Raw genomic sequence first — 14151 nt, forward strand, 5'->3', positions numbered from 1 at the left:
ACAAGTAATGTTATGTTATAACATTACTTGTGGAGTCGTTATGGAGATCGAAGACAAGAGGCTGCCGGTCACCGTGCTGTCGGGGTTCCTGGGGGCGGGCAAGACGACCCTGCTGAACCATGTCCTCAACAACCGGGAGGGCCGGCGGGTCGCGGTGATCGTCAACGACATGAGCGAGGTCAATATCGATGCCGATCTCGTGCGTGACGGCGGCAGTGGCCTGTCGCGAACCGACGAGAAACTGGTGGAGATGACCAATGGCTGCATCTGCTGCACCTTGCGCGACGACCTTCTTTCCGAGGTCCGGCGCCTGAGCGAGGAAGGCCGTTTCGACTATCTCCTGATCGAGGGCACCGGCATCGCCGAGCCGCTTCCGGTTGCAAGTACCTTCTCCTTCCGGGACGGGGCGGGCGTGAGCCTGTCGGACGCCGCGCGCCTCGACACCATGGTCACGGTCGTCGATGCGGCGAACCTGCTGGCCGATTATGGCTCCAACGACTTCCTGCGCGATCGCGGCGAAACCGCGGGCGCCGCGGACGAGCGTACTATCGTCGATCTGCTGGTCGAGCAGATCGAGTTCGCCGATGTCGTGGTGATCAACAAGGCCTCGCAAGTATCGGCCGATCATCTCGCGCTGGTGCGCAAGGTCGTGCAGGCCCTGAATGCCGATGCGCGCATCGTCGAGACGGATTTCGGCAGGGTCGGGCTGGAAGCGGTGCTCGATACCGGCCTCTTCGACGAGGAGAAGGCGCAGCGCCACCCCCTCTGGTACAAGGAACTCTACGGCTTCGCCGATCATGTGCCCGAGACCGAGGAATATGGCATCCAGAGTTTCGTCTACCGCGCGCGGCAGCCCTTCGATCCCGACAAGTTCAATGCTTTCGTCGAACGGATCTGGCCAGGGTTGATCCGGGCCAAGGGCCATTTCTGGTTGGCGACGCGGCCCGACTGGGTGGGCGAGTTCTCGCTGGCGGGCGCCATCGCCCGCGTGAGCGCGATGGGGCATTGGTGGGCGGCCATCCCGCGGCGGCATTGGCCGGATCATCCCGACTGGTGGCGCATCCTCGAACGCAATTGGGACGACGTATGGGGTGACAGGCGGCAGGAACTGGTCTTCATCGGCACTGGCCTCGACGAGCCGGCGATCCGCAAGGCGCTGGACGATTGCCTGGTGCGGCCTGCCGGTGGGCGCCGCTTCGACCCGAAAGCCTATCGCCATCTCAGCGATCCTTTTCCGGCCTGGGAAGCGGTTTGAGATGGGAGGGCCTTACGCAAGCCGCCTATGCTCATTGCGGCCAAATGCATGCCAATGGTGCAGGCCGCTTTGGAAAATTCCTTTCAGAACGGCGGCGCGGACGTCGGCATTGGCGGCGAGATAAGAGTCCTCGTCGAATCCAGGAGGCGGCGCGAACTCGCGCGCCTCGTCCCGGGCCAAGTGATGCTCGACATAAGCAATGTGCACCGGAAAGCCGGGATCATCCTTCACATCCGCCGCCTCCGTCTTCAATTGGTCGATAAGGCTTCTCGCCGGGATGAATTGGCCGTGTTGCCTAAGCAACTGCGCCTTGGCGCAACGGATATGCCGATTGTTGTTCGGTAGTCTTTCAATAGCCCGATCGATCCAGTTCAATTCTGCGGCGAAGTCGAAATCGTAATTCGCTACTTCGTCGAGCAGCCGATCGGGCAGGCGCTCTCTCAGCAAGAAGGCTGCACTGTCGTCGGCTTTCTCTTCCACAATATCGAAATACCCGGCCAACCGTTCCTGCACGACGTGAATATAGGGCAGAAAGGGGTGATGATAGTCCTGATGAATGACGATGGAGATCCCCGGAATCAGGCTTCTAAAAAATGTCCCCAGCACATGCTGCCAAATCTCTTTCGTTTTACAGATGTCGAGAAACAAGATTTCAATTGGCCTCTTATTCCAATTCATTTTGGTGATGTCGCCGATATGTACGTCAACATATTGTGCCAGCGGGCCCAGATTGGACATGTATCGAGGCAGGATCGATCGATTATTGGATAGGTCGATGTCGAAGACTCTTTTCAATTCCGAGATCATGAAGTCTTCGGAATTGTCCTGCTCGATCCATACCTTGAACAAATCATAGGCATGAATTGTCTCGGATTTTGACTTTAGCCTATTGTTCTCACCGACTCCCTTCGCAAGGCAGTAGGACGACGAGCCCAGGAACGCCCCGGCATCGATGATCTCTCCCCTGCCGCTGAAATAGTCCTTCGCAAGGTGATAAAGAAGCGCCCCCTCGGTCGGGCCCAACATTCCTGAAGGCATGCCCGCAATACCAGCCTGGGAGTGTTTCCATGGCTTTTCTTCAAATAAATGCATTGGAGGATTCCAGACCGGAGCTGTGGTTCGGCGTCAGGACTATGCTGATCCTCGACAATTATTCAATTCCGGGCTCAGGAATTGTATGGAACCAGCAAAGCTCCCAATTTTAGGAAGCTTTTGGATTAGAATTTCGCGACAGCCTGTCGGCGGGGAGTGGGTCGGCGTCCTTTGCTCGACCACCCACCTTTGCCGACCCTCCCCCGATCGGAATGCCGATGCCGTCTGTCGCTGATCTAGCCCAATTTCAGAACTGGGGTTTTTGCCTTAACTCCTTGTTTCAGCGCGTGTTTGTGCTTTTTGTTTCGAGTGAGATTGTCTTGCGCTCAATGATAGGGGTCGGCCGCATCCCTGAGGCCATCGCCGAAGAAGTTGAAGGCGAGCACGACCAGCATCACCGGGATCATCGGGATCAACAGCCAGGGATAGAGGTTGATGGCGCCCAGGTTCTGGGCGGAGTTGAGCAGGACGCCCCAGCTCACCACAGGCGGGCGCAGGCCGAGGCCGAGGAAGGACAGCGCCGTTTCGCCCAGGATCATTGCCGGGATCGACAGGGTGGCGCTCGCGATCAAATGGCTCATGAAATTGGGCAGGAGGTGGCGTCCGATGATGCGGGCGCGCGAGGCCCCCATCATCTCGGCGGCATGCACGAAATCCTCGTTTCGCAGCGATTTCACCTTCGAGCGCACCGCCAATGCCAGGCCCGGCCAGTCGAGCAGGCCGAGAATGATGGTGATGCCGAGAAAGATGATCACCGGGCTCCAATTGGCCGGCAGGGCCGCCGACAGCGCCAGCCAGAGCGGCAGTTCCGGCAGCGAGCGCAGCACTTCGATCAGGCGCATCACCAGGGCATCGATGATGCCGCCGACATAGCCGGCAAGCCCGCCCAGCGTCAGGCCGATCGTGAAGGAGACCGCGATGCCGATCAGGCCCACGGTGAGCGAGATGCGGGCGCCATAGATGATGCGCGACAGCATGTCCCGGCCGAGCCGATCTGTCCCGAGCAGGAAGGCGGTACCGTTTTCGGGCGGACAGACCAGATGGAAGTTAGCCTCGAACAGGCCCCACATCTTGTAGCGCTCGCCGCGGCAGAAAAAGCGCAGCGTCTGGGGCTTGGACTTGTCGACCTGGTAGATGCCGGGAAATTGCGAACTCTCGATGTCTCGGATGGCGAAGTTCACGGGATAGACGAAAGGACCGACGAACTGCCCGTCGTGAAACAGATGCACGCTCTGTGGGGGCGTATAGAGATAGTCGGCATTGCGCTGGTTCAAGGAATAGGGGGCGATGACCTCCACGAAAGGCAGCGACAGATAGACCAGCGCCAGGAAGATGCCGGCGAACAGGGCCGGCCGATTGCGTCGGAATTTCCACCAGATCAGCGTGGCGGAGGAGGCGCGATAAAACCGCTCCTCTTCCGCCGTCATCTTCTTGGCGACATAGGGGTCGAAGGGAGCGGGATTGACGTAATGGGGCGATCGCGACTCGGTCATTACAGTCCTATTTGCCGGTGCCGATACGGATGCGCGGATCGAGCACCGCCAGAGCGAGATCAGCGATGAACATGCCGACCACGGTGAGGAAGGCAACGAAGAGCAGGATGAAGCCGGCCAGATACTGGTCCTGGATGCGCAGGGCCTGAACCAGGATAGGGCCAATGGTCGGCAGGCTCAGCACGATGGAAACGATGGCCGAGCCCGAGACGATGCTGGGCAGGAGATTGCCGATATCGGCCACGAAGGGATTGAGCGCGATGCGGAAGGGGTATTTGAGCAGGGCCCGGCCCGGCGGCAGCCCCTTGGCCTTGGCGGTGACCGTATATTGCTTGGAAAGCTCGTCGAGCAGGTTGGCGCGCAGCCGCCGGATCATGCCCGCGGTGCCGGCGAGGCCGATCACCACCACCGGCACGATCATGTGGCTGAGGAAGGAGCCGAGCTTGCCCAGCGACCAGGGCGCGTCGGCATAATCGGGCCCGAACATGCCGCCGATCGAGATGCCGAACCAGCGGTTGAGATAGAACAACAGCGCGAGGGCAAGCAGGAAGCTGGGCGTCGCCAGGCCGATATAGCCCAGGAACGTCACCACATGGGCACCGATTGAATTGCGACGGGTGGCCGAGTAGATGGCGATCGGAATGGCGACGAGATGGATGAAGACAATCACCGCCAGGTTGAGCAGGACGGTCAGCAACAGGGCATCGCCGACCACCGCCTTAACGGGTTGCTCATATTCGAACGACCAGCCCCAATAGCCCTGCAGCAGGCCCTTGAAGCCGTTGGGACCGGGCAACACGCCGAGCCAGGTGGCGTATTGGTGGAGCAGCGGCTTGTCGAGGCCGTATTGCGCCCGCATCGCCTCCGCCTTGGCGACGCTGGCAGCCTCGCCCTGGGCCCTGAGTTCGTTGATCTTGTTGGTCAGGAAGTCGCCCGGCGGCAGCTTGATCACGATGAAGATCAAAAGCGAAATCAAGAGCAGCGTCACCACCATGGTGGCGAAGCGGCGCAGCACATAGCGCATCATGGCGCATTCCCCGTCACCACGATGTTGTCGTAGTAGAATTCATCGACGCGATAGACACCGATCAGGGCCGTCGGCTCCCAGGAAAACACTGCCTTCTTCGGGATGTTGCGGATGGCCTTGTTGACGATGATGGGCTTGAGCGCTCCTTGCACGGTGCCGATGCTGAACTGCTGGTCGGCATGGAGGGAGAGCATTTCCCGCCAGATTGCCGCCTGGGCGTTCAGCGTGGTCGCATTCATCCACTGCTCCCACAAGGACATCAGCTCGATCGCTTCGGGCATGTCGGGCTTTTCGCCAGCCATGCCACCGGTTTCGGCATATTGGCCCCATTTGGGCCAGGAGTAATTATCCTGGCGCAGGGGTGCCAGCCCGCTGGGCGGCATCAGTGCGGTTGGAATGGCGTTCTCGAGGCCTTCGCTCGCCGTCACCAGCGTAAGGCCTGAAAAGGAGCGCTTGTTCAGGTCGTTGCTGTCCTCGGCCTTCACCACCACCTTGAGGCCGACATCCTGCCAGAACTCGCTGGTGATCTCGAGCGCGTCGGCAACGTCGCGGGCGTTGCCGGCGACCTCGACGATCAACTCCGCCTCCCGGCCGTCGGGCAGGAGGCGGAAGCCGGCGGCATTGCGCTTGTTGAGGCCGGCTTCATCCAGCAGCTTCTTGGCGAGCGCGGGATCGTAGGTGGCCCAGCGCTTGCGGTCGTCCTCGCTGTAGAGGGCGCTTTCCGGCATCACCGTGTTGTTGCCCTCGATGCCGAGCCGGAACCACAGCGAATTGTTGAGCGTGTGGCGGTCGATGGCCAGCGACAGGGCCCGGCGGAAGCGGACATCCCGCAGCACGGCACGCCAGACCGGGTCGTTGCAGGTGAGGTTGGGAAACAGGGCGAAGGCGGAGCCGCGCGCGATCGGCCAGGCCAGCGTGCGATAGGCGTGGCTGGCCTCGCCTTCCTTGAGCGTGGGAATGTCGCTGGTACTCAGCCCCCAGGCCAGCAGATCGACCTCTCCCGCATTCGCCTTGGCGGCAAACAGGCCCGCGGACGAGATCGAGACCACGATGCGGTCGATATAGGGAAGCTGCCGTCCGCGGGGATCAATGCGGTGAAAATAGGGATTGCGCTCGAACACATATTGCTGGGACGGCGCCTTGGTCACCACATGCCAGGGATCGAGCGTCGGCATGTCCGGGTTCGAGTTCTCATAGGGATCATCGAGCTTGTTGTAGAGCGCAGCCCAGGACATCATCTGCCGGTCCGCTGCCATCTTGGCGAGCTTGTCCGCATCCCCATATTTCTTGTGGAACTGCTTGAGATAGTGAGCCGGCGAATAGATCCAGATCGGTCGCGGCCCCGCCAGCGAGGGCAGGAATCCCGGATTGGGCTTGGACCAGCTGTAGCGGATATGAGTGGCGTCGAGCACCTCGACCTTCGGCTTTTCGCCGTCGACCAGCATGAAGGCGGGCGGGCCGGTTGGATTGAGCTTCGAATTGAGGGCGACATCTTCCCAATAGAAGCGGAAATCCTCGGTGGTGAAGGGGGCACCATCAGACCAGCGATGGCCTTCGCGCAAGGTGAAGGTGAAAGCCTTGTCGTCCTCGCTGGCGACGGCCTGCAGGACATCTGGCTCCAGGTTGAGATGCTCGTCATAGCCAACCAGGCGGGTATAGCCGATGACGTTGATGTAGCGCAGATCCCGGGCCTTGGACGCCAGCGTGCGGATCTCGCCGCCATAGTCGCCGAGGCTGCGACTGCGGGCGAGCATGTCGGCCACCAGCGGTACCTTCGGCAGGCGATCGAGCAGCGGGGGCAAGCTGCCGTCGGCGATCTTGGCCACCAGGGAAGGCGGCTCGGCCGGAGCCGGCGGCGGATCCGCGATGGCCGGGCCGGCCAGGAAGAAACCGAGGGCCAATGCCGCGGCGACGCTCTTGAGGACGGTGAAGCCGGTGTTCACGCCGCTTCCCCCCTGCGCTGGTCGGCTGCGCTGGCGCCGAGGCGGACGAAATGGCGGGGCTCCACCTCCACCATGATGGGCGGCGGTGCGTCCGGAAGGATGGCGAAGGGGGCGGGCCAGCGCTCGGGCTGGGAGGCGCCGCCGGTCTTCAGCTTGGCGAAATCGAGCGGGCTGGCGAGGTCGACGTCCGGAATGGCCTGCAGCAAGGCCTTGGTATAGGGATGCTGGGGCGAGCGGAACAGCACCTCGCGCGGCGCCTGCTCCACGATATGGCCGCGGCACATCACGGCGATGTCGCGGGCCATGTATTCGACCACGGCGAGATTGTGGGAGACGAAGAGGTAGGACACGCCGAGTACCGCCTGCAGGTCCTTGAGCAAATTGAGGATCTGGGCCTGGACCGAGACGTCGAGGGCCGAGGTGGGCTCGTCGCAGAGGATCACCTGGGGCTCCAGAGCCAGTGCCCGGGCAAGACCGATGCGCTGGCGCTGGCCGCCCGAGAAGGAATGCGGGTAACGGCGCATATATTGCGGCTCGAGCCCGACCAGTTCGAGCAGGGCCTTGACCCGCTCATGACGTTCGTCGGAGGTGCCGATGCTGTGGATCCGCAGGGGTTCCGACAGGATGTCGAACACCGTCATGCGCGGATTGAGGCTGGAGAAGGGGTCCTGGAACACGAACTGGACCGAGCGGCGATAGGTCTTGAGCGCCTCGCCGTCCAGCGCGAAGACGTCGCGCGGGCCGCTGCCGTCGTCGAAGCGGACTTCGCCGCTGTCCGGTGCGCTGCCGGGTGCGCGCATGATCATGCGTGACAGGGTGGTCTTGCCCGAACCCGATTCACCGACGAGACCCAGCGTGGTGCCCCGTTCGAGCGAAAGTGAGACGTTGTTCAGTGCCTGGATCGTCTCGCTGCGGCCCGACCACATGCCCGCGCGCATCGTGAAGCTCTTGGATACGTTTTCGACCTGGAGGACCGGGCCGGCGCCTGCCGGTGCAGGCGCCGCGGCTCCACGCGGCGGCACGGCGATTTCCCGCAAGGGCTTCAGCCTTTCGCCCGGCTTCATGTTGAAATGAGGCACGGCCCGCATCAGGGCCTTGAGATAGTCATGTCGCGGATCTTGGAAGATGGCGTCGCGGCCGCCCAGTTCCATCACCTCGCCGCGATACATCACCACGACCTCGTCGGCCATGTTGGCGACCACGCCGAGGTCGTGGGTGATGAAGATCACCGCCATGCTCTGGTTCACAGCGCTCTTGGCGTCCTGGATTTCCTTGATGAGGGCGAGGATCTGCGCCTGGGTGGTGACGTCGAGCGCCGTGGTCGGCTCGTCCGCGACCAGCAGGGCCGGCCGGCAGATCAGGGCCATGGCGATCATGGCGCGCTGGCGCATGCCGCCCGACAGTTCGAAGGGATAGGTGGTGAGCATGCGTTGGGGATTGCGGAAATGGATCTTGGCGAAGAGATCGAGCGCCCGCTCATTCGCCTCGCGCCGGGAACAGCCCGTATGCACGATCAGCGCCTCGGTGACCTGGTCGCCGATGGTATGTACCGGCGACAACGAAGTCATCGGCTCCTGGAAGATCATGGCGATGCGCCCGCCCCGGATGGCGCGCATCTCCGGTCCGTTGGGATTGAGCTTGACGAGATCCGTCGTCGTGCCGGTGGCGGGATCGCGGAACAGGCAGCTGCCACCCGTGATCCGCGCCGTCTTGGAGAGCAGGCCCATGATGGCCTGCGCCGTCACCGACTTGCCGGATCCGGACTCGCCAACCACCGCCAGCGTCTGTCCTTCGAAGACGTCGAAAGACACGTTCTTCACCGCGTGAACCAGGCCGGTGTCGCCCTGGAAATCTACGCTGAGCTCGCGCACGCTCAGCAACGGCTGGTTGATCATCCCCGCTCCGCAGTCTCTCCGATGCCCGTTTTCCGGTGCTTGTCGCTTGCCAGACTATTCCCACGCGCAATCGAGCGCTACTGCTATCTGGCGTGTGTATCGTTTTTCGATCCAGCGCTTCACGCAAATAACGTGTGCGCCGGCAGGAAACGTATATTCGCGTGATTCTTGAGCTGTCCGAACAACCTATCCAGAAAACTCCAAATCCAGGCATCGTGTACGAGGTGATGCGTGAGTATGCCCAAGGGTTCGTCATGTTCAAGGGCACGGATGAATTGCGACAATACCAGAAAAGGATCGAGCAGGCCGCCGCCTTGTTTCCAGGCGATCGGATCGACGTGAATATTGACGACGGTAAGATCATGCAGCTCGGCGGCTGGCCGCGGGCCGGCAACGGACAGGCCGCGAAAGCCGAGGGCCGCGAGGCCATCGATCAGCGTCGGATCAATGCGGTTCCAGGGCGGCACCAGGATGGGCAGGCAGCGCGCACCGAAGCTGGAGCGCAATGTCGAGAGGCCCTGGCCGAGTTCCGCCAGCACCTCGGCGGCAGGACGATGGCCGAGCTCCTGTTTCTTGGCACCGGGTGGAGCATGATTGGCATGGGCATAGCCGTGGACGAGAATGTCGACTGCCTGGGCGTCGACGTCCCGTTCTTCGGCAACCGCCTCGATGAGGCTTGGTGAAGCGGCGGCGGGAATGACGGCCAGTGAAAGTGGCAGGCCGTGGCGATGCGCGAGGGCAAGCAGGCGGTCGAGCGCCGGCGTGGCTGATACGGCATCGTCGTCTCGCCACCACAGGCGGACTTCGCGGCGGGTGGCGAGGGCCTGGTCGAGGCGGGTCCAGGCCTGGGCCAGGTTTTCGGCCCGCTGCGCCGCTTCTTCCACTCCTCGCACGCTCCCGGCAATACCGTCGAGGGCAAGGACGGGCGCTTCGCCGCGAGGAGTGCGCGCCAGGGCGGCCTTGACGGCTGCCGCCAGAGACGGGCCGGAAAGATCTGCTTCATCGACGATGCGGGCGAGGCCGAGAGCGTGGAAACGCTCGGCACGCAAGCGCTGCTCGGCTTCCTTGCCCTGCTCGAAAGGCACCACCACCGCCGGCACGCCCGCGCGGGCGAGATCGATCATGGTGTTGTAGCCCGCCTGGCTCACCGAGGCGGCAGCGCCCGCCAGCAGGAAAGGAAAATCCGGCCTGGCACGCTCGACGATGACCCGGGGACCGGCGCTGGCCGCCAGTGCCTCGAAATCATCAGCGGCGACGCCGTGCCCGACCAGCAGGCGCCAGCACGCCGGCGGATCGGCAAGCGCCGCGGCTTCGATGGCGGCGCGATAGAGCGGCAGGCTGGCGGCACTGCCGCCGCCCGAGACCAGGATTTCGCCGGAGGGGAGGGCCTGGACCGGCGCGGCCGTGTCGGCGATGTAGCCGGTATAGGTCAGGATGCGCTCCAGCCCCGGGCTGGTGGGCCAGGAGGCTGAAAGCGGCGTGACCACGGCGTCGCCATGCACGAGAACGCCGTCATAGAAGCGGGCGAGGACGGCCTCCGTCTCCTCCACCCGGGTCGGCTTGGCCGGCGGGTTGAGGATGTCGCGGATGGAGGCGAGGATGGCGATCGGTCTGGCCCGATTGCGCGCCGCCTCGATCAAGGCGCGGAATTCCGCGGCGAGTTGGCGCCGGCCGAAGGGATAGGTTTCGGTGACGACCACGTCGGGCTCGGCAGATTCCAGCGCCGCCAGGATGGCCTCGATGCGGGCCTGGCGGATGTCGTCCCCAATCTCCCGGCCATCCGGGCCGAGCAGGGTGCGGAAGTCGACGCCGATGCAATGCACGGGCGGCAATTGTACGAAGGTCGCCCCCTCGACCCGGATCAGGGGAGCGGGCCGGCCACCGCTGATCAGGGTGACGCGATGGCCGGCCGAGACCAACCCGCGCGCCAGGGCCGCCGCGCGAGCGAGATGGCCGACGCCGAGCAGATGGGTGACGAGGATGAGGACGGAGCGGCTCATGCGGTGGGCTTTTCCGGTTGGATCAGGGGCAGCAAGGCCTCGCGCAAGCGGCGAGAGGCGGAGGCGAGCGAGCGCTCGTGCCGGGCAAAGGCGAGGGCCTGGCCGGCGAAACGCTGCCGCAGGGCGGTGTCGCGCATCAGCCTGGCAAGGGAGTGACTGAAATCGGCGGCATCGCCGGGCCTGGTCAGCAGGCCGGTCTGCCCGTCCAGCACCACCGAGCCCACGCCGCCGAACTTGCCGGCGACCGCGGGGCAACCCTGCAGGGCTGCTTCCAGGAAGACCATGCCGAAGGCCTCGTTCACCGCCGGCCAGGCCAGCAGATCGGCCTGTGCATAGAGTGAGGCGAGCCTGGCGCGATCATCGATGCGGCCATGGGGGGTGATGCGTTTGCCGAAGGGGGCGAAGAGTGCCTCGACCTTGGCTCGGGCGGGGCCATCGCCGACGATGTCGAGACGCCAGTCGAGATCGGCGTCGAGTTCGGCCAGGGCCATGGCCAGAATGCCATAGGAAGTCAGCTTGTCGCGTTCGCGCATCATGGCGACGGTGAGAAGGCGGCAGGGGCCGGGTTCTGGCCGGCTTCGCGCCAGCGACGGCCAGGCGGCGGCATCGATGAAGGGCGGCAGGTCGACCAGAACCTGGCCATCAGGTCTTGCCGCCTCGAGCATGGCCCGGTCGTTCGGATTGAGGATGAGAATGAGCGAGGCTGCGTCGAGGGCGGCCTCCGCCTGGGCGTGCCCGTCCGCCCAGGCGCCGCTCGCGCGCTTGGGCGCCCGCGATCCCTCGGCGATCACATAGGGAATGCCGAGGGCACGCGTGATCGCCGGGCCGACGAGGTCCGGCGCCTTGTAATAGACGTGATAGGTGAACCACAGCGCGGGCCGTTCCTGTGGCTGTTCGCGGTAAAGAGTAAGCAGGCGGCTCACTTCCGCCCGTGCTTGCCCCAAAAAATCCCGCCCGCCGACCGGATCGGCCGTCCGCAGTGTCGAGGCGATATCGACCTCGAAGCCGGCGCCTCGCAGCGCGGCCAGGAAGAGGCGCGCGGTTTCCCGGTCGCCCGAAGGCACCGGGTGATCGGGGGGCTTGAGCGGGGCGTGGAAGGCGATCCGGGCCATGGAAAGCGATGATCTGCTTGAGCGCTGCGGGAGACCGTTCCCGCAGGCGGAACAGACCCCTTCCGCTTAGCCCGCTGTCGCTGGTCGCACAATCCCTTGTCGGAAGCCTTGCCCCTCTTCGAAGCCCTCTAGGGGGATCAGCGCGTGAAACTCACCACATTGCCGGCATCGACATTGAGAAAATTACCGGTGGACTTGGCCGAAAGGTCGGAGGCGAAGAAGTAGACGGCCTCGGCAATGTCCTCGGGATAGACCGAGCGCTGCAGCAAAGAGCGCTTGCGATAGAACTCCTCCAGGTCGTCCTCGCCGATCTTGTTGGAGGCCGCGCGCTGCTGGCGCCACTCGCCCTGCCAGATCTTGGAGCCGCGCAGCACGGCGTCGGGATTGACGACGTTGACACGGATTCCGTGCGGCGCCCCCTCCAGAGCCATGCAGCGGGCGAGATGGATTTCCGCGGCCTTGGCGGTGCAATAGGCCGAGGCGCCGGCCGAGGCCGAGACGCCGTTCTTGGAAGCGATGAAGACCAGGGAGCCGCCATTGCCCTCGTTCTTCATCAGGCGATAGCCCTCGCGCGCCACCAGGAAATAGCCGGTGGCGAGGATGGAGATATTGCGGTTCCACAGTTCCAGCGTGGTGTCCTCGACCGAAGCGGCGGAGGAAATGCCGGCATTGTTGACCACGATGTCGATGCCGCCATAGCTGCGCGCGGTTTCCTCGAAGGCAGCGATCACGCTCGCCTCGTCGGTGACGTCCATCGCGATGCCGCGCACCCTGTCCTTGCCGAACAGCTTGCCGAAATCGGCGACGGCCGCGTCGAGCGAGGCCTGGTCGATATCGGCCAGCACGGCATTGGCGCCTTCCTGCATCAGGCGGGCGGCAATCGCCCGGCCGATGCCGCCGGCACCGCCGGTGACGAGGGCGGTGCGCCCGGCCAGACCTTTGGGCTTGGGCATGCGCTGGAGCTTGGCTTCCTCCAGCAACCAGTATTCGATGTTGAAGGCTTCCTGCTCGGGCAGGCCGACATAGAGATCGACGCCGCTGGCGCCGCGCATCACATTGATGGCGTTGACGTAGAATTCGGCGGCGATGCGAGCCGTCGCCTTGTCGGCGGCGAAGGAGAGCATGCCCACGCCCGGCACCAGATAGATCACGGCATTGGGATCACGCATGGCCGGCGAATCGGCATGCTTGCAACGCTCGTAATAGGCGGCGTAATCGGCCCGATAGGCCTCGATCAGGCCATCGAGGGAGGTGATGGCGGCCTCAATGTCATCTGCGAACGGGATCACCAGCGGGCGGATCTTGGTGCGCAGGAAATGGTCGGGGCAGGAGGTGCCGAGCGGAGCGAGCTTGTCGAGCGCGTTCGAATTGACGAATTCCAGCACCTCGGGCGCGTCGGTGAAATGGCCTGATTTAGCCTGAGCCTTGCCGATCTTGCCGCGAATGGCGGGCATCAGGCGGGTGGCGATGGCAGCGCGCTCGGCGGCGGGCAGGGACGTGACCTTGCCGCCCTCGAAGGCGGGTTTGCGTGCCTTGGCTTCCAGCCAGTCGGCCGCCTTCTGGATGATGCGCAAAGTGAGCTGGTAGCAGGTCTTGGCATCGTCATGCCAGGTGAACAGGCCATGCCCGCCGAGCACCACACCGGTGAGATGGGGGTTCTCGGTGGCCAGCTTGGAGAGCTTGAGACCGAGATCGAAGCCCGGGCGCTGCCAGGGCAGGAAGCCGATCTCGCCACCGAAAATCTCCTGCGTCAATTTTTCGGCGTTCTGCGAGGCGGCGATGGCGATCACCGCGTCGGGATGGACGTGATCGACATGGATTTTGGACACGAAGGCATGCAGAGGGGTGTCGATAGAGGCGGCGCGCGGATTGAGGTCGAAGGTGCAATGCGGCAGATAGCCGACCATCTCGTCCTCATGCGCGAGGCCACGATAGAGACCCTTCAGGGCTTCGAGCTTGTCGAGATAAAGGGTGGAGAAACCATCGAGCTTCATCGAGCCGATGTCCCCGCCAGAGCCCTTGACCCAGAGCACGATGACGTCCTGGCGCGTCAGCGGATCGGTTGCCGTCACCTTGGCTGAGGTGTTGCCGCCGCCGAAATTGGTGATGCGCAGGTCCGAGCCCAGCAGGTTGGAGCGATAGAGCAGCTTGCCTGGTTCATCGAGGGAACTGGCGACGGTGTCGTCCCAGAGATCTGCGAGTCGTGCGGAGGCCATGGCATGCGTTTCCTGTGTCATTGTTCCCGGACCTTATGAACGCTCTCGCTCACGGTCAATCATTCTCGCTCACTTAATGCGCATATTTTGTCGTTCAATGCAACAAACTATGCGTTTC

General features: G+C 63.6%; 9 protein-coding genes. 1 reads left to right on the forward strand and 8 read right to left on the reverse strand.

Annotated features, from left to right (window positions below):
• The first annotated feature begins 40 nt into the window (after positions 1 to 40).
• Entirely contained in the window at positions 41 to 1255 is a 1215-nt protein-coding gene (gene zigA, locus ACN6KF_RS23100; RefSeq protein ID WP_434959098.1) for a zinc metallochaperone GTPase ZigA, read from the forward strand.
• A gap of 12 nt (positions 1256 to 1267) precedes the next feature.
• On the opposite strand, the gene ACN6KF_RS23105 is transcribed toward zigA, so the two are convergent.
• From ACN6KF_RS23105 to ACN6KF_RS23140, 8 genes are all read right to left on the reverse strand, one after another.
• A complete protein-coding gene (locus ACN6KF_RS23105; RefSeq protein ID WP_434959099.1) occupies positions 1268 to 2347 on the reverse strand; it encodes a hypothetical protein in 1080 nt (359 codons plus the stop codon).
• A gap of 326 nt (positions 2348 to 2673) precedes the next feature.
• Positions 2674 to 3840, reverse strand: coding sequence for an ABC transporter permease (locus tag ACN6KF_RS23110; RefSeq protein WP_434959100.1), 1167 nt, complete (start codon positions 3838 to 3840; stop codon positions 2674 to 2676).
• Between the two features lie 7 nt (positions 3841 to 3847).
• Positions 3848 to 4867 (reverse strand): ABC transporter permease, encoded by a 1020-nt coding sequence (locus ACN6KF_RS23115; protein ID WP_434959101.1) that lies wholly within the window; start codon positions 4865 to 4867, stop codon positions 3848 to 3850.
• On the reverse strand, positions 4864 to 6810 hold the full coding sequence (locus ACN6KF_RS23120; protein WP_434959102.1) for an ABC transporter substrate-binding protein: 1947 nt from the start codon (positions 6808 to 6810) through the stop codon (positions 4864 to 4866). Before ACN6KF_RS23120 ends, ACN6KF_RS23115 begins: the two co-directional genes overlap by 4 nt.
• Entirely contained in the window at positions 6807 to 8705 is a 1899-nt protein-coding gene (locus ACN6KF_RS23125; RefSeq protein WP_434959103.1) for an ABC transporter ATP-binding protein, read from the reverse strand. The genes ACN6KF_RS23120 and ACN6KF_RS23125 overlap by 4 nt, the downstream gene beginning before the upstream one ends.
• A gap of 119 nt (positions 8706 to 8824) precedes the next feature.
• Entirely contained in the window at positions 8825 to 10705 is a 1881-nt protein-coding gene (locus tag ACN6KF_RS23130) for a glycosyltransferase (RefSeq protein ID WP_434959104.1), read from the reverse strand.
• Positions 10702 to 11817, reverse strand: a complete 1116-nt coding sequence (locus ACN6KF_RS23135) for a glycosyltransferase family 4 protein (RefSeq protein WP_434959105.1) — start codon at positions 11815 to 11817, stop codon at positions 10702 to 10704. The genes ACN6KF_RS23130 and ACN6KF_RS23135 overlap by 4 nt, the downstream gene beginning before the upstream one ends.
• Positions 11818 to 11954: 137 nt before the next feature.
• Positions 11955 to 14033, reverse strand: coding sequence for a bifunctional rhamnulose-1-phosphate aldolase/short-chain dehydrogenase (locus tag ACN6KF_RS23140; protein WP_434959106.1), 2079 nt, complete (start codon positions 14031 to 14033; stop codon positions 11955 to 11957).
• Positions 14034 to 14151: the final 118 nt, after the last annotated feature.

It is taken from the genome of Labrys methylaminiphilus subsp. lupini, from assembly GCF_051161885.1.
Lineage (GTDB): Bacteria > Pseudomonadota > Alphaproteobacteria > Rhizobiales > Labraceae > Labrys.